This is a genomic window from Natronobeatus ordinarius (genome assembly GCF_024362485.1).
GTDB lineage: Archaea > Halobacteriota > Halobacteria > Halobacteriales > Natrialbaceae > Natronobeatus > Natronobeatus ordinarius.
In genome coordinates this window covers 2,262,065-2,287,719 of record NZ_CP101456.1, presented here as the reverse complement: position 1 = coordinate 2,287,719, position 25,655 = coordinate 2,262,065, and the positions used below count along the sequence as shown (strand labels likewise).

The window sequence follows — 25,655 nt, the reverse complement described above, 5'->3', positions numbered from 1 at the left end:
AGATCGATGGTCGATTCGTTCATCGTTCACACGCTCAACGGTCTCTGGTACGGGTTCATCCTGTTCATGATCGCGTCGGGACTGACGATCATCTTCGGCGTGCTTGGGATCTTGAACCTCGCACACGGAGAGCTCTACGCCCTCGGTGCCTTCGTCGTGTTCAGCGTCGTCGGCTACGCGACCGGATTCGTGGCCAGCCCGGACGACCCAGTTTCGGCGGTGACGTTCGGCGTCGTCGTCTTGGTCGCGGCACTCCTCGCGGCTGCCGTGCTGTTGCCGGTCGGCGCGCTCATCGAGACGGTGTTCGTGCGGCCGATCTACGACAGAGAGGAGGTCTACCAGTTGCTGTTGACCTACGCGTTGCTGTTGATCTTCATCGACGTGATGAAGTTCGGCTGGGGGGCGACGCCGCTCGACGCGGGGACGTACAGTGGACTCAACGAAATCCCGACCACGGAACTGGCCGGCTTTGGCTACCCGAGTTACAACATCCTCGCCATGCTCGTCGGCCTGGCGGTGTTCGCCTGGCTCGTCTGGTTCTTCGACCGGTCGAGAACCGGCCGAATCGTCCGCGCGACCGCGATCAACCGCGACATGGCGACGGCCATCGGCGTCAGTACCGACCGCACCTTCACGCTCGTCTTCGCGATGGGCGCCTTTTTCGCCGGCTTCGGCGGCGCGATGGTCAGCATCGGGCCGCAGACGGCGTTCCTCGAGATGGGACTCGACCCGCTGGTGCTGTCGTTCGTCGTCATCGTCATCGGCGGACTCGGGAGTTTGAAGGGTGCGTTCGTCGGCGCGTTGATCGTCGGCGTGCTCAGCCGGTGGGCGATCTGGCAGTATCCGCCGGTCGAACTGGCCGCGCCCTTCGCGGTGATGTTGCTCATCCTGCTGGTCAAACCCGAAGGACTGTTCGGCACGTGGGGTGAGATCGAATGAGCCGACTCTCGCCGCTCGAGGAACGCGACGGCGACACCGTCGTTCGCGTGCCGTTCACGCGCGGGCTCACCCTGACTCCCGGACAGACGGTCCTCGCACTCGTCGGCGTCGTGCTCCTGTTCGGCCTGCCGTTTCTGGCCGGCATCGTCGGCCTCTCGTGGAGCCGGCTGTTCAGAGGGCTCCTGTTCGGGATGGCCGCCGTCGGGCTGAACCTGCTGTTGCGCCACACCGAACTCGTCTCGTTCGGTCACGCCGCCTTCTTCGGCGGCGGGGCGTACGCGGTCGCCGTGATGGCCGCTCACTACGAGGTCTCGGAGGGGCTCCTCTTGCTCCTCGCAGCCGTCCTCGTCGGGACCCTGCTCGCCGTCGTCATCGGCTACTTCGTGGCGGGCTACGTGGACATCTACTTCGCGCTGCTCACGCTGGCGTTCAACCAGGTGATCTTCGCGACCGTCTTCCGCAGCGCCTACTTCAACTACAACGACGGGCTCGGGGTCCGCGTCGGCGGCGACAACCCGACTCTGTTCGGCCTCGCCTGGACCGATCTGGGCTACGATCTCGTGCTGTACTACACGACGATCGTGCTCATGCTCGTCATGCTGCTGTTGATGTGGCGTCTCGTCCACTCGCCGTTCGGGCGGGCGCTCGACGCGATCGGCCAGGATCGCACCCGCGCCCGGTTCATCGGCATCCCGGTCGAGCGCTACGTCTGGTACTCGTTCATCATCTCCGGACTCTACGGCGCGTTCGCCGGCGGCGTCTACGCGCTCCAGCGTCTCCACGTCCAGCCCGAGCCGACGCTCTACGTGTTCGTCTCCGGTGAGATCCTGTTCATGGCGATCCTCGGCGGCTTCACCACCCTCGTCGGCCCGCTCGTCGGCGGCGTCATCCTCGTCTACTTGCTCGAGGCGACGCGCTTCTCGTTCAACTACTACCATGCGCCCATCGGGATCGTCCTGCTGGCGATCGTCTTCTTCATGCCGAAAGGTATCATGGGCTCGCTGCCCGACGTCGGTGCGGGACTCAGCCGACGAGCCTCCGATCCCGGGCTCCTCGGCGACGACGTCCGGTCGATACGCACGAAGATCCACCGAAGCGTCACTCGCGCCACGACCACCGTCAGAATCCTCATCTTCGGGGTGAAATGAGATGCTCGAAGCACGAAAGCTACGGAAGGAGTTCGGAGAACTGCGCGCGACCGACGACGTCTCGCTCGAGTTCGGTCGGACGCCGGGCGAGAAGGTGTTCATCGTCGGCCCGAACGGGGCCGGCAAGACCACGCTCGTCAATCTCCTCACGGGGCTACTCGACCCCGACCAGGGCGCCGTCGTCGTCCACGAAGAAAATGGCGACGGGACGACGGTCGAGCGCGACATCACGGACGTCGACCCGGAGCGGCGGGTCAACGAGGGGCTCGTCAGGAGCTTCCAGATCGTCCACGTCTTCGAGGAGATGACCGTCCGCGAGAACGTTCGCGTGGCCGTCCTCTCCCGGCACGACAAACTGTTGAGTATGCGCTCACGCGACGACCAGCACGAGGAGGTTGAGGAAACGATCGACGGCCTGCTCGAGCAGTTCCGGCTCGAGGAGATCCAGCACGAGGTCGCAGAGACGCTCCCACACGGCGACCGCAAGCTGCTCGACGTGGCGATGTCGTTCGGGCTCGACCCGACGTACCTGCTGCTCGACGAGCCGACCTCGGGCGTCGCCACCCGGGAGAAAGAGTACGTCATCGAGACCATCGTCGAGGCGAGCGAGGCGAACGACGTCACGACCGTCACTATCGAACACGACATGGATCTCGTGAAGGCGTACGCCGACCGACTCGTCGTACTCGTCGACGGAAGCGTCTTCCGCGAGGGCGACCCTACCCTGCTCGAGACCGACGACGAACTCCGCCGCGTCCTGCTGGGGGTGACCGAATGAGCGACCCGTTGCTTGAGGTGTCGGACCTCCACGCGGTCGTCCAGGGATTCGAGGTCACCCACGGGATCGACCTCACCGTCAACGAGGGTGAGGCGGTCGCGCTCGTCGGCCGCAACGGCGCCGGAAAGACGTCCACGTTCCGGGCGATCATGGGACTGACGCCGGTCTCGGCTGGGTCGGTCCGGCTCGGCGGCGAGGAACTGCTCGACCTCCGGCCGGAGCTCATCCCGCGTCGCGGGATCGGCTACCAGCCGGAGAACCGGGACCTCTTCACGGGGATGACCGTCGAGGAGAACTTCCGGCTACCGATCTGGACGGCCGGCGACTCGCGCGGCATCGAGGACGAAGACGCCGTCGTCGAGGACGTCTTCGAGCTGTTCAGCGAACTCGAGCACCGGCGAAACGCCGAGGTGCAGAACTTAAGCGGCGGGCAGGGGAAGATGACTGCGATCGGTCGGGCGCTCGCGCTCCAGCCGGATCTGCTCATCCTCGACGAACCGCTCGAGGGGCTCGCCCCGGTCGTCGTCGAGAACCTCAAGTCCTACATCCACGAGATCATCGACCGGGACATCTCCGTGTTGCTCGCGGAGTCGAACGCGAGCCACGTTCCCGAACTCGTCGACCGGATGTACGTCATCGAACGCGGCGAGATCGTCGACAGCGGCGACCCGGAGGTGCTCGCCGAAGACGAAGAGATCCAGCTGCTCATGCAAGGCGGGGGCAACTGAGAAAGGAACCGTCGGACCGATTCACACACAGATCGCACTCGAGCGAGCGTCATCGGGGTGGCGAGCCGCGAGCTGCGGTCGGGTGTTCGATGCCTTCCGTCCACCACTCTGCGGGGCCGATCTGTGGCGTGCTGACGCCTCGATCGGTACAAAACGGACCGATTCCTTTTCCGGACACCGTCGACGCAGCGACCAGCGTTACGGACTCGAGCGATCGACCGGCGTCTCGTCCTCGAGTCCTGCGAGCGCGGTCATCGCCGCGTCGAGTAGTTTTCGTTCGCTTCGTCGAAGGTTCATCGACACGGCGGTTTTCGAGATGTCGAAGTGGTCGGCGAGGTCGTCGAGCGTCGCCCCGCGCGGGGTTTCGTAGTAGCCCGATTCGTTGGCGGCCTCGAACGTCCGGCGCTCGGTTTCGGTGAGCGACCGACAGCCGTCGAGTAAGTGCATGGCGCTGTCGGAGTTCTCGAGGAGGTCGAAGAGCGTCGTCGCGCCGAACTGGTCGCGATTTTCGACGCTGTAGTCGTTGTCCCGGTCGAGTTCGGCGAGCGCGTCGTCCTCCGCGTCGTCGTCGTCGAAGCCGACGTGCCAGCGCTCCCGGCCGTCTTCGATCTGGAACGGACCGGTGATGTAGCCCCCGTTTCGCTGGATGGTCCGCATCGCGTTGGTCTGGTCGATCACCGTCCCGATCTGGGCGACGTTGTCGCGCTTCGAGAGAATGTAACAATCCCGCATGTGGCGGTGGTCCTGGAGTTCGTGCAGCCCTGCCTCCAGTGCGGATTGTGAACCGCCTTTCGCGATCAGCCGCGTCTCGAGCTCCGCAGCGTCGGTGTCCAGCTGCCACTGGACGGCCGAGAACGCGACGTCGACGTCGTCGGTCGTATCGATGAACGGGCAATCGTACTGCCGCATATCGATATTGAGGTCGATCATCGGTTGATAGCTATCCACTAGCACGAAAGACCTTTAATATTTATAATTATGCGTGGCCCCTTCAGGCAACTTATACGGATACGGCCGGAACGAAACGACGTTTCGAGCGACGTGTCCCCGGCGTCTCGGCGTTGTTGATATGTTAACGGTCGCGTTTAGGCACGAACCTAGAGAACATATAACACGAAACAGCGATGTCTCAGGAGCAACTCTCAGCGCCGGAAGTCACCCGCGATCGAATCCACACCGTCGACGACGAGTCGTTCGTCGAGGAGAACGTCTGTATCGTTACCGGAGCGGCCTCCGGGATCGGACGGGCGACCTCGCTCGTCGCGGCGGCCAACGGCCTCACAGTCGCTGCGACCGACCTCGACGAGGAGGGGCTCGAGGGAACGGTCTCGAAGGGAGAGACACTCGAGGTCGCCGGATCGATCGAGCCCATTGCCGGCAACCTCGCGGTCGACGCCGACCTCGAGCGGCTCGTCGAGGAGGCGGCGAGTCTCGGTGACGTGAAGTACCTCGCGAACGTCGCCGGCCTCCAACACATCGACAGCATCGATGAGTTTCCGATGGAAATCTACGACCAGATCCACGACGTGATGCTCAGAGCGCCGATCTACCTCTCGAAGCTGTGCATTCCACACTTTCGCGAGACGAGCGACGGGCGGGGCTGTGTCGGGAACATGGCCTCGGTCCACGGCCACTACGTGACGAGCGACAAGGTCGCGTACAACGTCTCGAAGTTCGGCCTGCGCGGGCTCACCCAGTCGATCGCCGCCGAAGGAGACGGAAAGATCCGGTCGTTCTCGGTCAGCACGGGCTACGTGAAGACGCCGCTGGTCACGAACCAGCTGGCGGATACCGCCGAGCAGCGCGGTATCAGCGTCGACGAAGTGATTCAGGACGTCATGCTCGGCCAGTCTCGAGTCAAGGAGATGATGGAGCCAGTCGACGTTGCGAATCTCTTTCTCGTCGGCTTCTCGCGGCTCGGCCGCCACCTCGACGGCGGCGACCTCCTGTTCGACGGCGGGATGACGTTGACCTACGAGTGAGCTGAACGACGACGAAAGAGCCACTTTCCCCGCCGACACAGTCCCTGGCATGGAGTACGAGACGCCCCTGTTCTTCCACGTGATGGGGTACGCGGCGCGAGCAGACGGTGACGTGATCGACATGGTTAGCGGCAATCCGGATTGGGAGCCGCCAGCGGCGCTCCGGGAGGCCCTGCACGAGTACGCCGACCTCGAGCCAGACGCCTTCCAGTACCCGCCGAGTGAGGGGATGTACGAGCTGCGCGAGGAGATCGCCGCCCGTCGCGGCGTCGACGTCGAGGAGGTGGTGATCACCCACGGGGCGGGGGAGGCGAACTACCTCGCGATGGCGCGGGCGCTCGAGCGCGATTCGGGATCCGAGATCGTCCTCACCGACCCCGTTTACTCGTACTATCCCGGCAAGACGACGATGCTCGGCGGAACCCCCCGGTACGTCGCGACGGCGGCGGACGGGCAACTCGACCCCGCGGACGTCCGCGACGTGGCGAGCGCCGAGACGGCGGCGATCGTCGCCAACTCGCCGAACAATCCCACGGGGGCAGTCTACCCCGAGGAGACGATGCGTGAACTCGTCGAAATCGCCGAAGAGTACGACGCAATCTTGATCAGCGACGAGGTGTACGACCACTACGACCTCTCGGGGAACTTCACGAGCGCGCTCGCGTTCGACTCCGATCACCGGATCGTCACCAACGCCTTCTCGAAGTCGATGGCGATCACGGGCTTTCGGGTCGGCTACGCCATCTTTCCACCTCACCTCGTCGAGAACGCCAAGAGCCGCCACATGCTCGTCAACGTCGCCGGGAGCCGGCCGTCGCAGTACGCGGTGTACCACGCCCTGCGCGAGACCGGGCCCGAGTACTACGAGGCGAATCGCGACCTCCTTCGCGAGCGGGTCGACTCGTTCACCGCCGCCCTCGACGCCGCCGGGGCCGAGTACACCCGCCCCGAGGGCTCGTTCTACGTAATGGCCCGATTCGAGGGGTTTCCAGGGACGCTCGAGAACACCGAACGGCTGATCGACGAGGCCGGCGTCGCCGGGATGCCTGGCGAAGCGTTCGGGAGCGCCCGTTCAGACTGGCTGCGCTTCGCGCTCGTCACCCCACGGGTCGACAAGGCCGCCGAGCGACTGGCGGCGTACTTCGAGTAGCGGCGACCCGTCGCCGAGACGCGCCACGGATAACTGCCGAACCAGTACACGTGACTCCTTTCGTGACACTCACTCGAGTCGGCCGTATGGGAACGCTCGAGGAACTCCTCGAGGCTGGGTTCGGGGCGCTCGTCCTCTCGTTCGGCGTCGTCGCGGGGGTGTCGGTGTACTGGACGGGGTCGCTCGACGGGCTCTCCGCCGTCGGCTGGCGGTTCGCTCGAGCCGTCGCGTTGACGTTCCTCCCGCCGCTTTCGAGCGCCGCGTGGCCGAACGTCCTCGCCGCCCTCACGGGTGTGGGTGTCGTGGCCACGCTCGAGGAGTCCTACACGCTGCGGGCCGCGGGGTTCGTGGCTGCGTACGTCGCCGTCGCCGTGCTGGTCCACTACCTGCTGGTGCCGGCGTAGCCGGTCGGCCCGGTCAGCGGGAACCGCTCCAGGGACACTCGGTGCAGGCGTACAGGCCAGCGCCGTCGACCGTGGCACCGCCGCAGTCCGGGCAGTCGAACGACCGGGGGCGACTCGAGGCGCGACGGGCGCTCGAGTCGCCGTCTCACCGGAGCGTTCGGAGCGCGCCGAGTGGACGTGTACGGATCGTTGTACCGATTTACCGGTGATCGCTGCCCCGTTCGAGCGATCACCGGGAACGAATCACAACAGACCGTATAAACGACGGGCACAGTTCCAGCCCGTGGATTTCACGACCGATCATTTTGACGCTGTCTAGTCATGAATTGGCCATGGGTGAACGCTCGTCGGTCAGCTGCGTTGCCGAATCGAATCGAGTTCGCTTTCCGACCAGACGAACCGTACTGCACGCGGCCGCGGTATCGGGATGGGTAGCGTTGGCAGGATGTGCCGACGTTCTGGGAGGGATGAATCCCGACGTGGTCGTGTTCAACCGAACGGACGTCGAACGAACCGTCGACGTGACGCTCGTCGACTCGAGCGGCGAGGAGCTGCTGGCGGCGTCGACGACGATCGCGCCCGACGACGCCTTCGAGCGCGACGACGTGCTTCCCTCGTCGGGACAGGTCACGCTCGCCGTCGCGGTCGAAAACGGACCGACCGCCGAGCGCGAATTCGACGTTTCGGACGATTCGTCCCTCCAGGCTCGCATCGACGAGGACGACGTCGAGTTCGACGAGGCGTGACCACGCGAACCGCGATCGATACATCTTCACTCGGTGCGGTCGACCGGCGTCCACAGTCCGTACAGGATACACAGTAATCCGAGAACGCGGCTCACTTCGCCGAGGATGCCGTAGAGAAACTCCCCGAACACCGTCACGAACAACGGTCCGGCGAGGAGGAGGACCGGTGTCCAGAAGACGAGGAAGAACCCGACTGCGATGAACAACATCGGCCGTTTCCGACTCTGTAAGTACCCTCGAAGGGCGAGGTACCCGATCGCGAGTCCGAGTATCGTCGAGACGATGGTCAGCGCGAACGCGATCATCCCCTGAAGCTGCGGACTGAGAACGAGCGGCGTCATCGATCCCTCACCTCGTCGACGAACGTCGTAAAGCGGTCGGCCATCCGGTTACGCCGGGAAACGCGCAGTTCGAATCCGTCCGTCGTGAGGTCGACGACGATTCGGTCGAGCGTCGCCGTGTAGACGTTGTAGTGGTGGCCATCGGCGTCCAGCTGTAGGTCTTTCTCGACCAGATCGTGTTCGACTAACGCCTCGAGTCGGCGGTAGACGGTCTGCGGCGAAACCTCGCAAACGTCGCTGAGTTCGTCGGCGGCCATTGGTTCGGTGATCGTTTCCCGGAGAATCGTCAGTGTACACTCGTCTGCGAGCAGCTCACCGATCGTGCGTACCGTTTCGTCCCCTGGTCCCATCGTTTCATTCCCCGTTGCCGTTAGACAGGGGCCACAGTTCCAGCGGCTGGAACTGTGGGTGTCAGTAGTTAGCTCTCCGGCGTGTAGTTCAGTTCGACGAGAGGTATTAAGAAACTGTCCTGTACTCGCGGTCGACGAGAGAACCGCCCGTCGAGCGGGACGCCACTGGCACACAACGATCACCATGACCGTACTATTGCACCGGAGTGCGTCGAGACTCGGTACCGCAGTCGGCATCCTCGCCGTCGCCGTCGCGATCGTCGGTACCCGATTCTTCGGCTGGGAGTGGGGGGCAACCGATCAGCTGGCCCCGCTCGTGGTCGGAATCGTCGCCGCCGTCGCTGCCGGAATCGTCGTGTTACGCGCGATCGGCAACTGACGGTCCCGAACCCGAAACCGTCGAACGCCGCTCGAGACGACACACGGCGTCGATCGGACGGACGCTCGAGCCAGCGCACCCGACGATCGCGACCGACGAATACACGTGTGGGGACGCGGTACGGACGCGTATGAGTGGACTCGACGTCGAGCCGGTCGACGAGACCGACGCCGACGAGGCGGACGACCACAGCATCGAGGTGACGCCGACGGAGGCCATCGACGACGAGGAGCGCGCGACGATCGACGTCGAGCCGTCGGACGAACCCGTCGACGGACCCGACTACGTCCTCTACGGTGGCAAAGGCGGCGTCGGAAAGACGACGATGGCCGCAGCCACCGCCCTCGACAGCGCCCGCCGGGGCGTGCGCACGCTCGTGGTCTCGACCGACCCCGCCCACTCGCTGTCGGACACGTTCGAGCGCGAGATCGGTCCCCGACCCGAGCGAATCGACGAGGACGCCCCGCTGTTCGCCGCCGAGATCGATCCCGACGCAGCCCTCGAGGAGGGCCAGACCGTCTTCGACGCCGAGGGCGGACTGGGCGGCCTTGGCGGCGGACTGGGCGGACTCGGTGCCGAAGCGGGCGACCTCGGCGACGCCTTCGGCGGGGAGTCCCCGATGGAGGCGATGTTCGGCGGTGCGATGCCCGGGGCGGACGAGGCCGTGGCGATGCAGACCTTACTCGAGTACTTAGACGACGACCGGTTCGAGCGCGTCGTCGTGGACACGGCCCCGACGGGCCACACCCTGCGGCTGCTTCAGTTACCCGAGATCATGGACACGATGATGGGGCGGCTCATTACCTTCCGCCAGCGTCTCAGCGGCATGATGGAGAGCTTTAAGGGGATGTTCGGCGGCGAGGACGCGGACGCGGGCGCCGACCTCGAGAACCTCGAGGAACTGCGCGAACGGATCGAACGGCTCCGTGCGGCGCTTCGTGACCCCGAACGGACAGATTTCCGGATCGTCATGGTGCCCGAGGAGATGAGCGTCCTCGAGTCGAAGCGCCTGCGCGCCCAGCTCCAGGAGTTCGAAATCCCCGTCGGGACGGTGGTTGTCAACCGGGTGATGGAGCCCCTGGCCGACGTCACCGACGACGTCGAGGGTGAGTTCCTCCAGCCCGACCTCGACTCGTGTGCGTTCTGTCAGCGTCGCTGGGACGTCCAGCAGACGGCGCTCGCGGAGGCTCACGAGCTGTTCCGCGGGACCGACGTTCGGCGGGTGCCGCTCCTGGCCGACGAGGTCAGAGGCGAGGAGATGCTCGGCGTCGTGGCGGCCTGTCTGCGGTGAGCCCCGACCTCGAGCGCGTCGATTCCGGACCGACCATCAGCGGTGCGGCTCCTCGGTGACGTCGACTCCACGGGGCGGACGCCTCATCCCGTCGGTGACGGGCGAGAACCACCACACGAGCCGGACGCTCGCCAGTGACCACACGACGCCGAGGACGAGCCCGACGACCCACGGCGAGGTGACGTCGAGAAACCAGAGCGTGCCGACGCTCGAGAGCATCGACACGGGCATCCAGAGTGTCGACCAGCCAACCTCGTCGGGCTCACCGTCGTCCCGGTCGGCCCCGACGGACAACCCGGTCGCGTTCTCGAGCCGGCGTGCGAGCCGGTCTCGCTGAGTCGCGAGGATCCGTCGTTCGCCGCGAACGACCGCTGCGAGGCCGCCGTCACCCAGGGACCGATCGATCGCGAGTCCGGCGACGGTGCCAGCGAGCAAGAACGGAGCGAGTTCGACGAACGACGGCATCGCTCCGGACCGCAGCAACCAGAGTGGGTACCCCGTCCCGAGTACCAGGAGCCCGAGGGAGAGTCCGGCAGGCGTCAGCACCCGGTCGGGAAGCGTCCGGAGGTCACTCACGACTCGGCGTTCGCGTCGAACCGATATAGTGATTGTTCACGTATTCGACGAGTTCGAGGCCGTAAGCCGCCACGAACCGCGACGCTGGACAGCGGCTCGTTTCCACGGCTGGAGTACGGCACCGTTACGACCACACGAGCCGAGCCGTCAGCCCTCGAGCACCAGCACCCGCAAGTCGTTGACGTTCGTCCCCGTATAGCCAGTCTCGAGCAGCGCACCGACCTCCTCGAGCGCCGCGTAGGCGTCGTTGTTCTCGAGCGCCCGTCGCCCCTCGTCGACGTCCTCGATCGTCCCGCCATCGACGATCGCCCCCGCGGCAGTCGTCGGCCCGTCGATGCCGTCGGTGTCGACGCTCGCGAGCACCGCGTCGGTCCCCTCGCTGGCGAACTCGAGCGCCGCAGCCAACGCGACCTCCTGGTTCGGCCCGCCCGTTCCGTCGCCGCGGACCGTCACCGTCGTCTCGCCGCCCGAGAGCACGACGGCCGGTGGCTCGAGGGGGTCCCCCGTGGCTGCGGCCTCCTCGCCCACCGCGGCGTGGAACCGGCCGGCTTCCCGGGCCTCGCCGCGAACGCGACTCGAGAGAACGAGCGGGTCGTACCCTCGCTCGCGAGCGGCGGTCGCCGCCGCGTCGACGGCCGTCCGGTTATTCGCGAGCAGGTGCCAGCCGGCGCGGTCGAAGGCCGCGTCCTCGGCTGTGGGCGTCTCCTCGAGGTCGCCGTTCGCGCCACGCTCGAGTCGATCCACGACGGCGTCGGACACCTCGCGACGGAGGTCGTAATCGTCGATGACGGCGAGTGCATCGTCGAACGTGCTGGGATCGGGCACCGTTGGCCCACTACCGATCACCGAGGGATCGTCACCGACGACGTCGCTGATCGCGAGCGTGGCGACGGTCGCCGGAGTAGCTGCCTGGGCGAGTCGACCCCCCTTGATCGCCGAACAGTGTTTTCGAACCGCGTTGATCTCGTGGATCGACGCTCCTGAGCCGAGCAGCGCCTCGGTCGTCGGTCGCAGGTCCGACAGCGAGAGCCCCTCGGCGGGCGCACACCACAGTGCGCTCGTCCCGCCGGTGACGACCGCGAGGACGAGCGTCCCCTCGTCGGCCGCCTCGGCGCGCTCGAGCACGCGACGCGTCCCCGCGACGTTTCGCTCGCTCGGCATCGGGTGATCGCCCGTCCAGACCGCCACGCGATCGGTCGTCGCCCCGTCCGTCGTCACGGCGACGCCGTCGTCGATCCGCGTCCCGAGCACCGACTCGAGTGCCGACGCGACCCCGCCGGCGGCCTTCCCGCCGCCGAGGACGCCGAGTCGATCGTACGCCGTGAGGTCGTACTCGGTCTCGAGGATGCAGAGGACGTCGCCCTCGAGTTCGACCGTCGCCTCGAGGACGCGCCCGGGATGGGCGGCGTCGATGCCGGCCTCGAGACAGGCCAGGGCGGCGCTCCGAGCGCCGGTGGTCGCGTGGCGGGCTCGATTCTGGAACATACGGCGAGTAGTCGCGGGCGAGCAGCAAAAGCGATCGGCTCCGGTCGTCGCCTCGGCGATGGAGACGGGCCGCTAGACGAGTTTCCTGACGATGCCGTAGGCTGCGTCGCGCAGTCGATCGGGGAGGTATCGGGCGTAACCGCCGAACTGAGCGACGGGGCCGACGGGATACCGTGCCGGAGGTGCAGAACAGGTCGCCGACTCGAGGATCGCTGCGGCGACGTCCTCGGGGTCGAGCGCCAGTGGACCGCCGCCGCCGATCAGCTTGAGGTCGTCGATGAGTTCGTACAGCGACTCGTAGGCGGGCGTCCGGTTCCGGGGGAGTTCCTCGTTCGTCCGTTCGACGAAGTTCGTCTCGACTGTGCCGGGCTCGATCAGGGTCACGTCGATGCCGAACTCCTCGACCTCTGCTCGCAGGGCGTCGCTCATCGCCTCGAGGGCGAACTTCGAGCCCGCGTAGGCGCCCGCACCGGGGGTCGAAAGCTGGCCGTACACGCTCGAGACGTTGACGATCCGGCCCTCGCCCTGGGCGCGCATGTGGGGGACGGCAGCGCGGGTGAGCCGGTGGGGGCCGTAGACGTTGACGTCGAACTGCCGGTGGAGGTCGCGTGTGGAGACGTCCTCGAGCGGCCCGAGTTGGGCGTAGCCGGCGTTGTTGACGAGACAGTCGATCGCCCCGCCGAGCTCGACGGTCTCCTCGATGGCCGTCGCGACCTGGTCGGGCTTCGTCACGTCGAGGGCCATCGTCTCACAGCCCGCCTCGGCGAGGTCGGCGACGTCATCGGGGTTTCGCGCCGTCGCGACGACCAGCCAGTCTTCCTCGAGGAACGCCCGCGCCGTGGCGCGGCCGATCCCCGACGAACAGCCGGTGATGAGGACGCATCGCTTTCGGGTGTACCGTCGGTCGCTCGCGCCGGTTGCCGTCGCCTCTTCGTCCATCGTCGTTTGCGCGCCCGTCGTGGTGCTCGAGTCGGTGTCGTCGCTCGAGTCGCTCTCGACGAGCGGCTCGTCTTCGTCGAGCTGCTCGGATTCCGCTGCGCTAGCCATGCGCGTGTCGTTCACGCGAAGCTACCTAAGTACCGACGATTTTTCGCGGGCGTCGGCGACTCGTCTCGCCGGCGCAGCCGTGCCGCTCGCGTCGTCGGCTCAGGAGAGGGCGAACAGGAGGCCGCCGATAGCGAGTGGAATTCCGACGACGACCGCAGCGACGGGCCGCGAGAGGTCGTGGCACTCCTCGATCCCGGCGGTGAGGAGCACCCACTGCCAGCCGAGGACGGCGAGGCTGACCACGAGCAGGGGCGCCTCGAGGGGTGCAAGCGCGTTCGCCAGCTGGTCGGGGTAGGTCTCGACCGGGCCGGTGAACGTGGTTCGGCCGAGCACGTACTGGAGGCCGACGAGGCCGGCCGCGAGGCGGACGAACTCCGGGACGGCTCCCCAGGCGGCGACGGCGAGCGTCTCGGCGAATCCACCGTCGCCGTCGGCGAGCCGGGCACCGACGAACAGCGTCACGCCGACGATCGGCCAGAGGACGAACGGGCCCACGAACAGCCACGGGAGCACCTCGTTCGTGGCCTCCTGGACGATCGCACCGGCGTCGCGTTCGATCGTCTCGGGTTCGTCACAGCCCTCGTCGAAGCTCGACCCGCCAACGTCGGGAGTGGAGCCGTCGCACACCCACTCGGGCGGCCGGTCGGGATTGTCCACCGTGACCGTCTCGTCCATCGTGCCGGCGAGCATCACCCCGAGGTACGTCACGCTCCCCGCGAGGGCGATTGCGAACGCGAGGACGACGACGAACCCGACGGCGAGACGCGTCGCCGCTGGCTGTTCCGCAAAGAAGGTCCGCGGCGACCGAACGAATTGCCAGACGGTTCGACTCGCTGACTGGAGGGCCATAGCGGATCGTAACAGGAGAACGAAAAGTAGCTTTCCGTTCGAACTCGAGTCTGAGGCGAGTACCCGGACCGGTCGCTTCGTTCGCTCGAGCGAGCGACCTCGTGGTCGACCGGCGGGTCAGTGCTCGGCTTTCGCCTCATCGGCGTAGGCGTCAGCCAGCCGGATCGGCTCGGGGAGTTTGTACCTCGAGGCGAACGCGAGGGCGACGTCGGCGGCCGTCTCGGGGCCGACGCGGTGGCCGGGGCTCACGTAGAGGGGGTTGACGTGGCGATTCGGGGAGTCGTACTGCTTCGTCTGGACGGCGTACCCCAGCAGCGTGCCGTCCGGGGCATCCACCCGCGCGTTCGCCTCGATAGCGACTCGAGCGCCCGCCGGTAGCTTCTCGGTGTCCTCACGTGGCCGGCCGCAGAGGAGGCTCTTGGCGACCCCGATACTCGGCACGTCGAGGACGACCCCCACGTGCGTCGCGATGCCCGCCTGCCGGAAGTGGATGCGGCCGCTGCCGTCGAACAGGAAGAGATCCGGGTCAACCGACAGCGCTGCGAGCGCCTCGAGGATCGACCCCCCTTCGCGAAAGGCGAGCAGGCCGGGGACGTACGGGATCTCGAGGGGCGTGACGGCGTGGACTCGCTCGACCACCTCGCCGGCTTGCATGGCGACGACGGCGCTCAGGGCGCGTTCGTCCTCGGGCTCTTCGAGCAGGAACGATTGATCGACGCCGGCGACGATCGGCGGGTCGGCGTCGCTCGCGGTGGCGGCCAGTGGATCGGCGAGCGTCGCGGGGTCGACCTCGAGGTCGTCCTCGAAGACGGCGACGTCGGCGATCTCGTGCTGGAGCGCCTCCATCTCCTGGCGCGTGCGGTCGGGGTCGGGTGCGAGGTCGGGGCGTGTGGCCATCGTGAGCAGTGGACGAAGCGCGTTAGAAGCGACGACCCGGTCCGCCTGGACCACCAGGGCCGCCAGGACCGCCGGGGCCACCGAGTTGCAGCTGGCTGGGCGCCCTGACGTTCTGCGTTCGCTTTACGTACTCGCCGTAGGCGAGGCCGATCACGAGCCCAACGAGGTGGGCAGCGTGGGCGATCCCACCCAGGCCGGCGGCACCGCCGCCGATGAGCGCGAGGCTGATGATGGCGATGCCGGCCGTGAGGATCCACAGCGGCATCGGGATGATGAAAAAGAAATAGACCCGGAGGCTCGGGTTCAGGATCGTGATGACGCCGAGGATCGCCAGGGCCGCGCCGCTCGCACCCAGAACGCCGGGCGTGGTGGGGGTAATGGGACCCTCGAGGAATCGGACGGCGATCTGGCTGAGACCGGCGATGACGCCGCTGGCGACGAACAGGAGCGCGAACTTCCGCGAGCCGATGTAGCGCTCGACGATCGGCCCGAAGAAGAAGATCACGATGCTGTTGAAGACGATGTGCATGAGGTCCGGGAACGGCGAGTGAGCGAAAATGGACGTAACCCACGTCCAGACGTACTCGGGGTTCTGCGGGGAGAGAACGAACAGCGCCCGGTGGAGTCCCGGACCGCCGAAGAGCAACACCAGTAACTGGGCGGCGTACGTCAGCCACATGAGCAGGAGGATCGTGTACGTCATGTTCCCCCGGAAGTACGACAGCGGCCCGCCTGGCCCCGTGTCGATCGGAAGCTTCGAGGAGAGGCTCGAGGACTTCGACGTCCCCCCACCGTTCACGCCACCGTCGAACCCGCTGTCGAACACCCCCTGTGGATCGTTCCAGTTCTGCAACCCCCTGCAGTCGTGGTTCTCCGGCAGCCGGTGTTCGGCACAGTGTGTCCCCCCACAGTGTCGACAGTTGTAGGGCATGCTTTCCTGTTTCCCACACACGTCGCACCTGGCCATTGGCCGGGGGTATGCGGCCAACCGGTATGGGGTTTGGGGTTCCAGACGGCCGACCAGTTCGGACGGTCGGACGTAGCTTTTTCATCGCGCGGGCCCAACTCGAGGTGTGCAACCGTACGAGCGAAAGCAGTTGCTCGAGCGCGTCGAACGCGAGGGGGCGACCGTCGGCGCGGACATCCCCGACCGGATCGAAGTTCAGGGTGAGGAGTTCGACCTCCGAACCTTCGTCTTCGAGATCAAGCGCCGGGAGACGGTGCCGCCGGGCGAACGCGAGCGCGTCGAGCAGGCGAAGCGAAACCTGCGGCGGGAACGCCTCGAGCGCCTCGAGCTGATCGAAGAGGGCGACATCAGCCGCGAGGAGGGCGAGGAGCTCGCCAACAGCATCATCGGCATCGACCGGGCGCTGAACGCCCTCCAGCGCCTCGGGCCGACCGACTTAGAACGCGAGGAGAAAGCCCAGCAGGCCGCCGACACCAAACGCTGGCTGTCCTTTCTCAAACAGGCGCTGGGTAGCGACGACGACGCGGCCTCCCGGAGGGGCGTATGACGACGAACGCCGAACTCGCCGGGCGCTTCGAGGAGTTCGCCGACTTACTCGAGGCCGACGACGTCGAGTACAAGCCCCGAGCCTACCGCCGGGCGGCGGAGGCCATCGCCGCCTATCCGGTGCCGGTCGCGGACCACGTCGCGGCGGACGACGAGGACGCCATCCAGGAGATAGAGGGCGTCGGCGACGCCATCGCCGCGAAGATCGTCGAGTACGTCGAGACGGGCGCGATCGAGGAACTCGAGGAACTTCGCGCCGAGTTGCCCGTCGAGATGGCCGACCTCACCCGCGTCGAGGGCGTCGGCCCGAAGACGGTCGGGAAACTGTACCGCGAACTCGGGATCGAGACGCTCGACGACCTCGAGGCGGCCGCCGAGGCGGGTGAGATCCAGTCGGTGAAGGGCTTCGGCCCGAAGACGGAGCAGAACATCCTCGATAATCTCGAGTTCGCCCGCCAGGTCGGTCAACGGCAGTTGCTCGGCGAGGCCCGACCACTCGCCGACGACGTCCTCGCCTACCTCGAGTCGCTCGAGGCGGTCGAACGCTGTGCGGTCGCGGGCTCGATCCGCCGGTGGCGGGCGACGATCGGCGACGTGGACGTGCTGGCGGCGACCGAGGAGCCCGAGGAAGTGGTCGAGGCGCTGCTCGAGTGGGACTCCGTCGACGGCGAGATCGAGTCGGGGCCGGCGAAAGCGAGCGTCCGGGTCGGCGAGATCCGGGTCGACCTCCGGGTCGTCGTTCCCGAGGAGTTCGGCTCGGCGCTGCAGTACTTCACGGGGAGCAAGGACCACAACGTCAGCCTGCGCAACTACGCGATCGACCGTGGGATGAAGCTCAACGAGTACGGGGCGTTCGACGTGAGTGAGGTCGAGGACCACGAGGCGGGTGAGGGAACCGACGGTTCGCGAACGTCGTCGGGCCGACGGTCCGACGGAAGGCAGCGCGTCGGCGAGCGCGTGGCGGGCGAGACCGAGGCGGGGATGTACGAGGCGCTCGGGCTGTCGTGGATCCCGCCGGAACTGCGCGAGAACCGCGGCGAGATCGATGCCGCGGCGGCGGGCGAGTTACCCGACCTGGTGAGCCGCAAGGACGTTCGTGGCGATCTCCACACCCACACCGAGTGGTCCGACGGCAACAACACGATCGAGGAAATGGTCGCCGCAGCCGAAGAACGCGGCTACGAGTACTACGCCGTCGCCGACCACGCCGAGGGCCCGGGCGTCGTCGGCGGGATGGGCCTCTCAGAGACCGAAATCGTAGAGCAGGTCGAGGCGATCCGCGAGGTGGACGCGGCGACAGAGATCGAGGTGTTCGCCGGCATCGAGGCCAATATCGACGCCGAGGGCGAGATCGGCCTCTCCGAGGCGGTGATCGACGCGCTCGATCTGATCGTCGCCTCGCCACACAGCGCGCTCGACCAGGACGCGGAGACGGCCACGGAACGGCTGTGTCGGGCCGCCGAGCATCCCGCCGTCGACATCCTGGGCCACCCCAGCGGCCGGCTGCTCAACCAGCGCGAGGGACTCGCGTTCGACGCTCGGGCGCTCGCCCGCGCCGCCGCCGAACACGACACTGCCCTCGAGGTCAACGCCAATCCCCGGCGGCTCGACCTCTGGGGAAGCGCCGTCCAGGCCGCCATCGAAGAGGGAGCGACGATCGCGATCAACACCGACGCCCACCGGCCCGCGACGCTCGAGTACATGCGGTGGGGCGTTCACACCGCCCGTCGGGGCTGGGCCGAACCGGCGGCCGTGGTCAACACCTGGTCGCTCGAGGAACTCCGGGCGTTCCTGCACTGACTGAATGCACGTTTTGATCGACGTCATGTGCGGCGGGATCGTCGCCTACTTGCGGATGTGCGGCCACGACGCCGTCTACGCGGCCGACCGCGACCTCGAGGACGACGACGAACTGCTCGCGGTCGCCACGGCCGAAGGCCGAACGATCCTCACGCGGGACGTCCAGCTCGCGACGCGCGCCGAGGAGTCGATCCTGCTCGAGTCCCGGGACGTCGAGGACCAGCTCGAAGCACTCGCGGCCGCGGGCGTCGACCTCACGCCGAGCGACGAGCCCGAACGCTGTGGCGCGTGCAACGGACCGCTCGAGGCCGTCGACCGGACGGAACCGACGCCCGGGTACGCTCCCGATCCCGTAGACGGGCCGATCTGGCGGTGTCGAGACTGCGGTCAGCACTTCTGGCAGGGGAGTCACTGGGATCGAGTGTGTGAGACGCTCTCGAGGGTTCGCGATCGGACGACGGTGTGAGATTCGCGGTCGGTCGGCTGCTCGAGCGAATGGACGTCCGTCGACGAATTTGCGATAATCCAATGTGTATTGTGTTAACCAACCACAATCAATTTGTAACCGCAGCTGTATGGTATCGGGTATGACTGTCGAGCGGCTCGAAGACGGCAAGCGAGTTATCGAGCGATGGGATCGGGTGTTCGAGGCGCTGATGGCCGAGCCACGTCGGCAGCTGGTCGTGACACTCCTCGACGCAGGCGCCGGCCAACCGGTTTCGCTGCCGGAGGCTGCGATGTCGCCGACCGTCCCTCCAGACCGCGAGACGCTCGGCACTCACCTGCACCATCGGCATCTCCCGTTGCTGGCCGATTCGGGATTCGTTCGATGGGAGGCGGACCCGTTTCGGGCCTGGCGCGGGCCGAACTTCGAGGAGGTTGCGGTGGTCGTGACCCTCCTCCAGGAGAACGCCGCGGTAATTCCCGATACGCTCGTCTATGGCTGTCGTCGACTCGAGCGAGAACGCGAGCAGCGGAGTCGATGACCGACCGGCGCGACCTCGTTCTCACAGTGGTCGAGACACTGGCCGACGTCGACCGGATTCTCCGAACGGAACTCGAGTACACCCCCTGCGACGCCGTCGATACAGAAGGCAGCCCCCGTTCTGACCGCCGCCGTCACGCGTCGAGTGTGGAGAGCCTCGAGTCCCGTAACAGCACCTTCTTCACGATCGACGGGTCCTCGAGCAGCCGGTGTTTGGCGTGTGCGCCCCGGCCCCGGCCACGGCCCTCGCGTTCTGACTGGATCACGTTGAGGAAGTTCAGCTCCTGAAGGATCTCCTGGACGCGTCGCTCGGAGAGGGCGTCGAGACCGAGCCGGCCGGCGATCCCCTTGTACTGGCTGTAGATGACCTTCGTCGGGAACTCCTCGCTGATACTGTTCTCGGTCAGCAGCGTCAGCGCGTAGAGGATTGCCTTCGCCTGCTGGGGCGAGCCCTCGATGAGTTCGTTGAAGCGGTCGGCCTCGGTCTTCTCTTTGGCCGCCCGGACGTGTTCCTCGGCGACTAAGGCGTCGTTGCCCTTCTTCGCCAGTCGGCCGGCGTTCCGGAGGATGTCGATCGCCTTGCGCGCGTCGCCGTGCTCCTGGGCGGCCAGCGCCGACGTCAGCGGGATGACGTCGTCGGTCAGCACGCCCTCGTGGAACGCATCACGGCGTTTCTCTAAGATGTCCACCAGCTGCGTCGCGTCGTAGGGTGGAAACACCAGTTCGTCCCGCGCGAGACTCGACTTGACTCGTTCTGAGAGCCCGTCGGGAAAGTCGATCTTGTTCGAGATGCCGATGATGCCGACCCGGGAGTCAGAGATCCGGCGATTCTCGCCGGCCCGCGAGAGCTTCCGGAGAACCTCGTCGTCCTCGAGCATGTCGATCTCGTCGAGGATGACGATCGTCACGTCGGTACAGGCGTCGACGGCCTGCCAGAGTCGCTTGTAGTAGTCGCCCGTGCCGAGTCCCCGGTCGGGAATCGACACCCCGCTTCGGTCGGGCTCGTTGACGGCCTGGCCGATGGTCTTGACGATGGCGGCCTCCGTGTTCTGCTCGCCGCAGTCGATGAACGCGTACTTGACGGTGATCCCGTCGCGGTCGGCCTCCGTGATCACCCGCTGGGTGACCGACCGCGAGATGAGCGACTTCCCGGTGCCGGTCTTCCCGAAGATGAACAGGTGCGTCGGCTCGCTGCCGAAGATCGCGGGGTTGAGCGCTTCTGCAACGCGTTGCATCTGCTCGTCGCGGCCGACGATCCGATCCGGGCCGGGGAGGTGGGTAATCTCGAGCAACCGTTCGTCGGCGAAGATCGGGTCGTCGTACTGAAAGAGCGGGTCACGACCGACTGACTCGTCCGGGGGCATCAGTTGACGGAGGGTTGTGATCCGGCTGTGATAAACTATAGGGGTCCGTCGCGGATGTAACTGGTCGGCGCACTCACAGCCGGAACGTCGAGCGTACGGCGTCGAACTGGCCGAACCTGGTCTCGAGTCCCACGCTGGAACGCCATCGGTTCTCGAACACCTCCCTCGCGAGTGTAACGGGACCGAACGACGCGGCGACGAGGTAATACGTGCCTTACCGACGATACGGTGTCGATAATTAACCGCCGAGCGCCGGGAATCGCGACTGTGTCCCGGTGTGCGCTTGCCGGCTCGGTCCGACGCGGTCGATCCGTTCAGTCACGACTGTGGGGAACTCGGCGAAACGGCCGGACCGATAGAACGGCGGTCGTCGCTTCCGAAATGGGGACCCACACCGGGGACTGTGAGGTGAGGCGACCGTGAGCGGCGAGGAGCTCGTCGTGGTCGGCGACGTCAGTGTACTCGTGGTCGGCGACTCCGACCGAACCGAGGCCGCACGAACGGCACTCGAGGCGGCGGTCCCGGGTCCAACGGTGCTCACGGCGCGGACGCTCGCGGACGCACTCGAGCGCCTCGACGAGCGCGACGTCCACTGCGTCGTCTGCGACCTCGAGTCGGAGTCGTCGCCGCTCGAGCCGATTCACTCGCAGGTGGCCGACGTGCCGATCGTCGCGATCACCGAGGAGTCGGCGGCGGAGGCCGCACTCGAGGCGGGCGCGGCCGATGTCCTTTCGCCAGCCGCGCCACCGGCGGTCGCCGCCTCGCGGGTGAAAAACGTCGTCGAACGACACCGCCGACCCTCGCGTTCGGCTGCCGAGCGATACCGACGCGTTCTCGAAGCCGCTGACGCGCCGATCGTGGTTCTCTCCGACGATGGCGAAGTCCAGTACGCCAGCCCGGCGCTCGAGACCGAGACGGGGGTGACGCCGGCCGAACTCGAGCGACGACCGCTCTCACGATACGTCCACCCCGACGACCGCGAGGAGGCAGGCGAGCTGTTGTCCGAGGTGGTCGCGGGCTCGCTCGGGACGACCGGGCGGGGTCGGTATCGGTTTCGTCACGCCGACGGCACCTGGACCGTCCACGAGGTGACGGTCACGAACCGCCTCGAGGACCCAGCCATCGCGGGCATCGTCGTCACTGTCTCACCGGCCCGGGCCGCGGCGTCTGCAGCCGATCCGGTATCCCGAGCCGCCGACCGACTCGAGGGGGCGTTCCTCTCGCTGGGCCGGCAGTGGGAGATCGTCCACGCGAACGAGGCAGCCAGCCGGCTGTTGATAGGCGACGATTCCACGGACGCTCGGCCGGACGCGCTCACGGGGACCGTGATCTGGGACCGCCTGCCGGAGTCGGTTCGAGGAACGTTCTACGAGCGACTCAACGAGGCACGGGCGAGCGAGTCGCTCGTCACGTTCGACGTCGAGTATCCGCCGATCGAGTCCTGGCTCGCCGTCGAGGCCCACCCATCCGAGTCGGGACTCACGATGTACGCTCGCGAGGCGACAGTCGCTGACGGTGTCGAAGACCGTCGCGAACGGCTCTCCCTGTTCGAGTCCGTCATCGACGCACTCGAGGACGGCGTCCTCGTCCTCGAGGGAACGACGGTCGAACTGGCGAACGCGGCCGCCTTCGACCTCCTCGGTGCCGACGTGATCGTCGGTCGCGACCTCACGGCGCTCGTCGACGCTCCCCTCGCCGAATCGATCCGCGAGCGCGCCGACTCGCCCGTGGTCCGGCGGGCCGAGCCGATCAGGGCGACGCTCCATCCAGACGAGCCGAGCGACCGGGAGCCGACGCCGGTCGCCGTCTCCGTCGTTCCCCTCCTGGGCGACGATCGCGTCGTCTGCGTCGTCCGCGACGAGACCGACCGACGCGACCTGTGGGATGCGCTGACGAGCGTCCGGGAGACCGGCTCGGCGCTGCTCGAGGCGGGAACGAACCTGGAGGTGACACAGACGACCGTCGACGCCGCCGTCGACGGGCTCGGGACCGACTTCGTCGGGTGTTACCTCCGCGACGACGCGGTCCTCGAGCCGGCTGCCTACGCGACGGCGGACGACGCGTCGCTCCCACCGTTGCCGACGTTCGGGATCGACGAGACGGCCCTCGGCGACGCGGTCGACGCCGCTGGTGCGTCGGTTCGCGACGGAACCGATCTCGAGCGAGTGCTCTCGGCCATCGGCGTTCGCGCCGATCGCGTGCTGATCGCGCCGCTCGACGGACGCGGCGTCGTCTTCGCGACCGTGACCGACCCGGAGCGACTCGACGAGCGGGCGGTGGCGTTCCTCGAGTCGCTGGCGGCGATGGCCGCAGTCGCCCTCGGCCGGGTCGAGGGCGAAGCAGCGGTCCGCGAGCGCGAGCGTGACCTCGAGCGTCAGCTGGGGCGTTTCGATCGACTCGCCGAACTCGGCGACCGAAAACGAGCGATCGGCCGACGGCTCGTCAGGGCGGACGACCGCGAGACGGTCGAAGCGAGCGTCTGTGAGGAACTCGCGTCGATCGACTGGCTCTCTCTCGTCTGGATCGGCGAGGTCGACGTGATCGAAGACACCATCACGCCGCGTGCGGTGGCCGGCGACGAGACCTACCTCGAGTCAGTGACCGTCGACGTCGATCCGGACGCGAGAGAGCCAGCGGGCCGAACGGCGGCTACCCGCGAGCCAGCGGTGGTCGAGAACGTCGTCCACGAGGAGCGCGACGGAACGTGGCGTCAGGAGGCGCTCGAGCGAGGAATCGGGTCGATCCTGAGCGTGCCGCTGTCGTACGACGAGTACGTTTACGGCGCACTGACCGTCTACGCCGATCGACCGGCGGCGTTCGACGAAGTCACGCAGGCCGTTCTCGTCGACCTCGGCGAAACGATCGCGTACGTGATCAACGCTATCGAGACGAGACGGGCGCTGCTCGTCGACGGCGTCACCGAACTGGAGTTGCTCACGACGGCGCCTGACGATCCGCTCGCAACGCTCGCCCGTCGCGCAGCGTGCACGCTCGTAATCGGGACCGTCGTGCCCCGGTCGGCCGAGCAGTCGACGATCTTCGTGACCGTCCCGGACGCGTCGACGGCCGTCGTCAGCGACGTCGCCGCGGACCTCGAGGCGATCGATTCGGTGCAGCCCGTCTCGGCGGACGACGAGGAGTCGCCACTCGAGCTCACCGTCGTCGGGTCGACGATCGCGTCGACACTGGTCGATCACGGTGGGGTGCTCCGGTCGGTGGCGGCGGCCGGCGACCGGGTGACGCTCATCGTGGAGGTACCACAGGGCTCGGACGTTCGCTCGTTCGTTCGACGCCTCGGCGAGCGATATCCGCGGACCGAACTCGTCGCCCGGCGCGAACGGGAGCGACCCGTCCGAACTCGGCAGGGGTTTCGCACCGAACTTCGCGAGGAACTCACCGACAGACAGCGTCGAGCGCTCGAGGCTGCCTACTACGGTGGCTTCTTCGAGTGGCCTCGAGAGCGCACCGGCGAGGAGGTCGCGCGGTCGCTCGGCGTCTCACAGCCGACGTTCAACCGCCACTACCGGGCGGCCGAGCGGAAACTGTTCACGCTGCTGTTCGACGAACGACCGGTCGACGACGACTCGTCGACGTGAGCACGCTCGAGTCGATTTCGTCGACGGCGCGTTCGAACCACGTTCGTCGTGAGGGCGGTGACGGACGCCCGTCGGCAACTCCGAAAGCACCGTACGCCGCTCCGTAAGCACTTATTACTATCAGACCGGCGACTCCCGTTCGTGGTGGCCTCCGACTCGAGTAATTGTTCGACGACAGGAAAGGCGACGTTTCTCGATCGAGTGGATCCTTCTCTCTGGCTGATACGTGAATATCTATTGTACCGTCTCGATCCAGCGTGTCCGTGTATAGCGCCATGGACCATCTACCCGGAGTGGCTATATGGAAATCAATGAGTGCGTCTCTGCTAAGCTGTACTTACTGCGGCCTGCTGGCCGCGGCGGTGGTCTCATGAGTACCGATGCGATCGTCTCCGAACGGACGTGCCTGCGCTCGCAGGCCGACGGCGGGATCGTCGCGGAGGTCAGACTCGACCACGCCGACCTCGCTCTTCGCCCGACGCTCGGACGCGTGTCCGACGTGTCCGTCGAGCCGGAGTACTGGACGACCGTCCGTCCGGGACGTACCCTCGCGTATCTGGCGGTCTCCGGGGATCGGTTCGACGAGTTCGAGAGCGCACTCGAGCTCGATCCGACCGTTCGCGATCCCGTCCTCGTCGATCGATACCCCGATCGACACGTCTACCGCGTCGAGCTGACCGAGCGCGCGATCAGGTTCACCCCCGCGATCGCCGACGTCGGCGGCCGCGTGCTCGACATCTCGAGCAGCCGCGACGGCTGGCTCGTCCAGCTTCGACTGCCCGATCGGGACGCGCTGGTCGCGCTCAACGAGGCCTGTGGTGAGCTGGACGTCTCGTTTTCGGTCAACCACCTCCGGACGTCCGACGACGGCGAAGACGGCGTCGTCGGCCTCACGGCCAAACAGCAAGACCTGCTCACCGTCGCCTACGAGGAGGGTTACTTCGACGTCCCTCGGGGAATCTCTCAGGACGAACTCGCCGACCGACTCGGCGTCTCGAAGTCGGCGATCTCACAGCGGCTCCGGCGAGCGATCGCGGAACTGTGCCGGAGCACGCTCTCGGTGACCGACGACGCCGACCAGCCACACTGAGAAGCCGTTTCTCCTCACTAAGAAGCCGTTTCGCCCACTCGAGCGGCTCCAGCCGGCCGTTCCCCGTGGGACGATCGACCAGTTCTAGTATATAGGCCTTTTGCCGGATTAGACGGCCGGTAACTGTGCTGCCCGTTATACTCACAGCCGGGTCGACGACTCGAGTAGATGCACCGAAACTACGTCGAACCGATCGATCGACGAGGCGGACCGACCG

26 protein-coding genes are annotated in these 25,655 nt (G+C 66.8%); 16 read left to right on the top strand and 10 right to left on the bottom strand.

What is annotated here, in order from left to right; translation table 11 throughout:
* Nucleotides 1–6: 6 nt before the first annotated feature.
* The 4 genes from NMQ09_RS11765 to NMQ09_RS11750 are packed head-to-tail and all read left to right on the top strand — an operon-like array spanning nt 7 to nt 3,593.
* Nucleotides 7–939 carry a branched-chain amino acid ABC transporter permease gene (locus NMQ09_RS11765; protein WP_255190774.1) on the top strand — a complete coding sequence of 311 codons (933 nt, stop codon included), beginning with the start codon at nt 7–9 and terminating at the stop codon, nt 937–939.
* A complete protein-coding gene (locus NMQ09_RS11760) occupies nt 936–2,087 on the top strand; it encodes a branched-chain amino acid ABC transporter permease (protein ID WP_255190773.1) in 1,152 nt (383 codons plus the stop codon). Before NMQ09_RS11765 ends, NMQ09_RS11760 begins: the two co-directional genes overlap by 4 nt.
* A 1-nt stretch (nt 2,088) precedes the next feature.
* Nucleotides 2,089–2,865, top strand: a complete 777-nt coding sequence (locus NMQ09_RS11755) for an ABC transporter ATP-binding protein (RefSeq protein WP_255190772.1) — start codon at nt 2,089–2,091, stop codon at nt 2,863–2,865.
* Complete coding sequence (locus NMQ09_RS11750; RefSeq protein WP_255190771.1) at nt 2,862–3,593, top strand: ABC transporter ATP-binding protein; 732 nt, start codon at nt 2,862–2,864, stop codon at nt 3,591–3,593. The genes NMQ09_RS11755 and NMQ09_RS11750 overlap by 4 nt, the downstream gene beginning before the upstream one ends.
* Nucleotides 3,594–3,791: 198 nt before the next feature.
* Here the strand turns inward: NMQ09_RS11750 and NMQ09_RS11745 are convergent, their stop codons facing one another.
* Complete coding sequence (locus NMQ09_RS11745; protein WP_255190770.1) at nt 3,792–4,523, bottom strand: helix-turn-helix domain-containing protein; 732 nt, start codon at nt 4,521–4,523, stop codon at nt 3,792–3,794.
* Nucleotides 4,524–4,717: 194 nt separating this feature from the next.
* Here NMQ09_RS11745 and NMQ09_RS11740 point away from each other — a divergent pair, with 194 nt between their 5' ends.
* The 4 genes from NMQ09_RS11740 to NMQ09_RS11725 all read left to right on the top strand — a co-directional run bounded on the left by NMQ09_RS11740 (nt 4,718) and on the right by NMQ09_RS11725 (nt 7,875).
* The gene (locus tag NMQ09_RS11740; RefSeq protein WP_255190769.1) at nt 4,718–5,575 is read left to right on the top strand and encodes an SDR family NAD(P)-dependent oxidoreductase; all 858 of its coding nucleotides are present in this window, start codon (nt 4,718–4,720) and stop codon (nt 5,573–5,575) included.
* A 49-nt stretch (nt 5,576–5,624) separates the two neighbouring features.
* Entirely contained in the window at nt 5,625–6,725 is a 1,101-nt protein-coding gene (locus NMQ09_RS11735; RefSeq protein ID WP_255190768.1) for a pyridoxal phosphate-dependent aminotransferase, read from the top strand.
* 86 nt (nt 6,726–6,811) lie between these two features.
* A complete protein-coding gene (locus NMQ09_RS11730; protein WP_255190767.1) occupies nt 6,812–7,129 on the top strand; it encodes a hypothetical protein in 318 nt (105 codons plus the stop codon).
* Between the two features lie 467 nt (nt 7,130–7,596).
* Nucleotides 7,597–7,875, top strand: coding sequence for an Ig-like domain-containing protein (locus tag NMQ09_RS11725; RefSeq protein WP_255190766.1), 279 nt, complete (start codon nt 7,597–7,599; stop codon nt 7,873–7,875).
* Nucleotides 7,876–7,901: 26 nt separating this feature from the next.
* On the opposite strand, the gene NMQ09_RS11720 is transcribed toward NMQ09_RS11725, so the two are convergent.
* A complete protein-coding gene (locus NMQ09_RS11720) occupies nt 7,902–8,216 on the bottom strand; it encodes a DUF7521 family protein (RefSeq protein WP_255190765.1) in 315 nt (104 codons plus the stop codon).
* Nucleotides 8,213–8,566, bottom strand: coding sequence for an ArsR/SmtB family transcription factor (locus NMQ09_RS11715; RefSeq protein WP_255190764.1), 354 nt, complete (start codon nt 8,564–8,566; stop codon nt 8,213–8,215). Before NMQ09_RS11715 ends, NMQ09_RS11720 begins: the two co-directional genes overlap by 4 nt.
* Nucleotides 8,567–8,750: 184 nt before the next feature.
* Between NMQ09_RS11715 and NMQ09_RS11710 the strand changes: the two genes are divergently transcribed.
* Nucleotides 8,751–8,945 carry a multidrug transporter gene (locus NMQ09_RS11710; RefSeq protein ID WP_255190763.1) on the top strand — a complete coding sequence of 65 codons (195 nt, stop codon included), beginning with the start codon at nt 8,751–8,753 and terminating at the stop codon, nt 8,943–8,945.
* Between the two features lie 130 nt (nt 8,946–9,075).
* Nucleotides 9,076–10,236 (top strand): ArsA family ATPase, encoded by a 1,161-nt coding sequence (locus NMQ09_RS11705; protein WP_255190762.1) that lies wholly within the window; start codon nt 9,076–9,078, stop codon nt 10,234–10,236.
* Between the two features lie 36 nt (nt 10,237–10,272).
* On the opposite strand, the gene NMQ09_RS11700 is transcribed toward NMQ09_RS11705, so the two are convergent.
* The 6 genes from NMQ09_RS11700 to NMQ09_RS11675 all read right to left on the bottom strand — a co-directional run bounded on the left by NMQ09_RS11700 (nt 10,273) and on the right by NMQ09_RS11675 (nt 16,057).
* Nucleotides 10,273–10,812: a hypothetical protein gene (locus NMQ09_RS11700; RefSeq protein WP_255190761.1), complete on the bottom strand. Its 540-nt coding sequence runs from the start codon at nt 10,810–10,812 to the stop codon at nt 10,273–10,275.
* Between the two features lie 147 nt (nt 10,813–10,959).
* A complete protein-coding gene (locus NMQ09_RS11695) occupies nt 10,960–12,297 on the bottom strand; it encodes a glycerate kinase type-2 family protein (RefSeq protein ID WP_255190760.1) in 1,338 nt (445 codons plus the stop codon).
* A gap of 72 nt (nt 12,298–12,369) precedes the next feature.
* The gene (locus NMQ09_RS11690; protein WP_255190759.1) at nt 12,370–13,344 is read right to left on the bottom strand and encodes an SDR family oxidoreductase; all 975 of its coding nucleotides are present in this window, start codon (nt 13,342–13,344) and stop codon (nt 12,370–12,372) included.
* A 99-nt stretch (nt 13,345–13,443) separates the two neighbouring features.
* Nucleotides 13,444–14,193, bottom strand: a complete 750-nt coding sequence (locus tag NMQ09_RS11685; RefSeq protein ID WP_255190758.1) for a Yip1 family protein — start codon at nt 14,191–14,193, stop codon at nt 13,444–13,446.
* 117 nt (nt 14,194–14,310) lie between these two features.
* On the bottom strand, nt 14,311–15,090 hold the full coding sequence (locus NMQ09_RS11680) for an endonuclease V (RefSeq protein ID WP_255190757.1): 780 nt from the start codon (nt 15,088–15,090) through the stop codon (nt 14,311–14,313).
* 22 nt (nt 15,091–15,112) lie between these two features.
* Entirely contained in the window at nt 15,113–16,057 is a 945-nt protein-coding gene (locus tag NMQ09_RS11675) for a rhomboid family intramembrane serine protease (protein WP_255190756.1), read from the bottom strand.
* A gap of 106 nt (nt 16,058–16,163) precedes the next feature.
* On the opposite strand from NMQ09_RS11675, the gene NMQ09_RS11670 reads away from it, so the two are divergent.
* The 4 genes from NMQ09_RS11670 to NMQ09_RS11655 all read left to right on the top strand — a co-directional run bounded on the left by NMQ09_RS11670 (nt 16,164) and on the right by NMQ09_RS11655 (nt 19,389).
* Nucleotides 16,164–16,604 carry a DUF5788 family protein gene (locus tag NMQ09_RS11670; RefSeq protein WP_255190755.1) on the top strand — a complete coding sequence of 147 codons (441 nt, stop codon included), beginning with the start codon at nt 16,164–16,166 and terminating at the stop codon, nt 16,602–16,604.
* Entirely contained in the window at nt 16,601–18,403 is a 1,803-nt protein-coding gene (locus NMQ09_RS11665; protein WP_255190754.1) for a DNA polymerase/3'-5' exonuclease PolX, read from the top strand. Before NMQ09_RS11670 ends, NMQ09_RS11665 begins: the two co-directional genes overlap by 4 nt.
* Nucleotides 18,404–18,407: 4 nt before the next feature.
* Complete coding sequence (locus NMQ09_RS11660; protein WP_255190753.1) at nt 18,408–18,869, top strand: Mut7-C RNAse domain-containing protein; 462 nt, start codon at nt 18,408–18,410, stop codon at nt 18,867–18,869.
* A 121-nt stretch (nt 18,870–18,990) separates the two neighbouring features.
* Entirely contained in the window at nt 18,991–19,389 is a 399-nt protein-coding gene (locus NMQ09_RS11655; protein WP_255190752.1) for a hypothetical protein, read from the top strand.
* Nucleotides 19,390–19,522: 133 nt separating this feature from the next.
* Here the strand turns inward: NMQ09_RS11655 and NMQ09_RS11650 are convergent, their stop codons facing one another.
* Nucleotides 19,523–20,752, bottom strand: a complete 1,230-nt coding sequence (locus NMQ09_RS11650) for a Cdc6/Cdc18 family protein (RefSeq protein WP_255190751.1) — start codon at nt 20,750–20,752, stop codon at nt 19,523–19,525.
* A 419-nt stretch (nt 20,753–21,171) separates the two neighbouring features.
* On the opposite strand from NMQ09_RS11650, the gene NMQ09_RS11645 reads away from it, so the two are divergent.
* Together NMQ09_RS11645 and NMQ09_RS11640 are read left to right on the top strand one after the other, a co-directional pair.
* Nucleotides 21,172–24,348: a bacterio-opsin activator domain-containing protein gene (locus NMQ09_RS11645; RefSeq protein ID WP_255190750.1), complete on the top strand. Its 3,177-nt coding sequence runs from the start codon at nt 21,172–21,174 to the stop codon at nt 24,346–24,348.
* A 370-nt stretch (nt 24,349–24,718) separates the two neighbouring features.
* Entirely contained in the window at nt 24,719–25,438 is a 720-nt protein-coding gene (locus tag NMQ09_RS11640; RefSeq protein ID WP_255190749.1) for a helix-turn-helix domain-containing protein, read from the top strand.
* The last annotated feature ends 217 nt before the right edge of the window (nt 25,439–25,655 follow it).

Coding starts and splice junctions, on each gene's coding strand:
- NMQ09_RS11745 (WP_255190770.1), bottom strand. CDS start 4,523: ATGATCGACCTCAATATCGATATGCGGCAGTACGATTGCCCGTTCATC.
- NMQ09_RS11690 (WP_255190759.1), bottom strand. CDS start 13,344: ATGGCTAGCGCAGCGGAATCCGAGCAGCTCGACGAAGACGAGCCGCTC.
- NMQ09_RS11740 (WP_255190769.1), top strand. CDS start 4,718: ATGTCTCAGGAGCAACTCTCAGCGCCGGAAGTCACCCGCGATCGAATC.
- NMQ09_RS11720 (WP_255190765.1), bottom strand. CDS start 8,216: ATGACGCCGCTCGTTCTCAGTCCGCAGCTTCAGGGGATGATCGCGTTC.
- NMQ09_RS11685 (WP_255190758.1), bottom strand. CDS start 14,193: ATGGCCCTCCAGTCAGCGAGTCGAACCGTCTGGCAATTCGTTCGGTCG.
- NMQ09_RS11715 (WP_255190764.1), bottom strand. CDS start 8,566: ATGGGACCAGGGGACGAAACGGTACGCACGATCGGTGAGCTGCTCGCA.
- NMQ09_RS11725 (WP_255190766.1), top strand. CDS start 7,597: ATGAATCCCGACGTGGTCGTGTTCAACCGAACGGACGTCGAACGAACC.
- NMQ09_RS11760 (WP_255190773.1), top strand. CDS start 936: ATGAGCCGACTCTCGCCGCTCGAGGAACGCGACGGCGACACCGTCGTT.
- NMQ09_RS11735 (WP_255190768.1), top strand. CDS start 5,625: ATGGAGTACGAGACGCCCCTGTTCTTCCACGTGATGGGGTACGCGGCG.
- NMQ09_RS11675 (WP_255190756.1), bottom strand. CDS start 16,057: ATGGCCAGGTGCGACGTGTGTGGGAAACAGGAAAGCATGCCCTACAAC.
- NMQ09_RS11660 (WP_255190753.1), top strand. CDS start 18,408: ATGCACGTTTTGATCGACGTCATGTGCGGCGGGATCGTCGCCTACTTG.
- NMQ09_RS11695 (WP_255190760.1), bottom strand. CDS start 12,297: ATGTTCCAGAATCGAGCCCGCCACGCGACCACCGGCGCTCGGAGCGCC.
- NMQ09_RS11650 (WP_255190751.1), bottom strand. CDS start 20,752: ATGCCCCCGGACGAGTCAGTCGGTCGTGACCCGCTCTTTCAGTACGAC.
- NMQ09_RS11665 (WP_255190754.1), top strand. CDS start 16,601: ATGACGACGAACGCCGAACTCGCCGGGCGCTTCGAGGAGTTCGCCGAC.
- NMQ09_RS11765 (WP_255190774.1), top strand. CDS start 7: ATGGTCGATTCGTTCATCGTTCACACGCTCAACGGTCTCTGGTACGGG.
- NMQ09_RS11705 (WP_255190762.1), top strand. CDS start 9,076: ATGAGTGGACTCGACGTCGAGCCGGTCGACGAGACCGACGCCGACGAG.
- NMQ09_RS11680 (WP_255190757.1), bottom strand. CDS start 15,090: ATGGCCACACGCCCCGACCTCGCACCCGACCCCGACCGCACGCGCCAG.
- NMQ09_RS11710 (WP_255190763.1), top strand. CDS start 8,751: ATGACCGTACTATTGCACCGGAGTGCGTCGAGACTCGGTACCGCAGTC.
- NMQ09_RS11730 (WP_255190767.1), top strand. CDS start 6,812: ATGGGAACGCTCGAGGAACTCCTCGAGGCTGGGTTCGGGGCGCTCGTC.
- NMQ09_RS11750 (WP_255190771.1), top strand. CDS start 2,862: ATGAGCGACCCGTTGCTTGAGGTGTCGGACCTCCACGCGGTCGTCCAG.
- NMQ09_RS11655 (WP_255190752.1), top strand. CDS start 18,991: ATGACTGTCGAGCGGCTCGAAGACGGCAAGCGAGTTATCGAGCGATGG.
- NMQ09_RS11755 (WP_255190772.1), top strand. CDS start 2,089: ATGCTCGAAGCACGAAAGCTACGGAAGGAGTTCGGAGAACTGCGCGCG.
- NMQ09_RS11640 (WP_255190749.1), top strand. CDS start 24,719: ATGAGTACCGATGCGATCGTCTCCGAACGGACGTGCCTGCGCTCGCAG.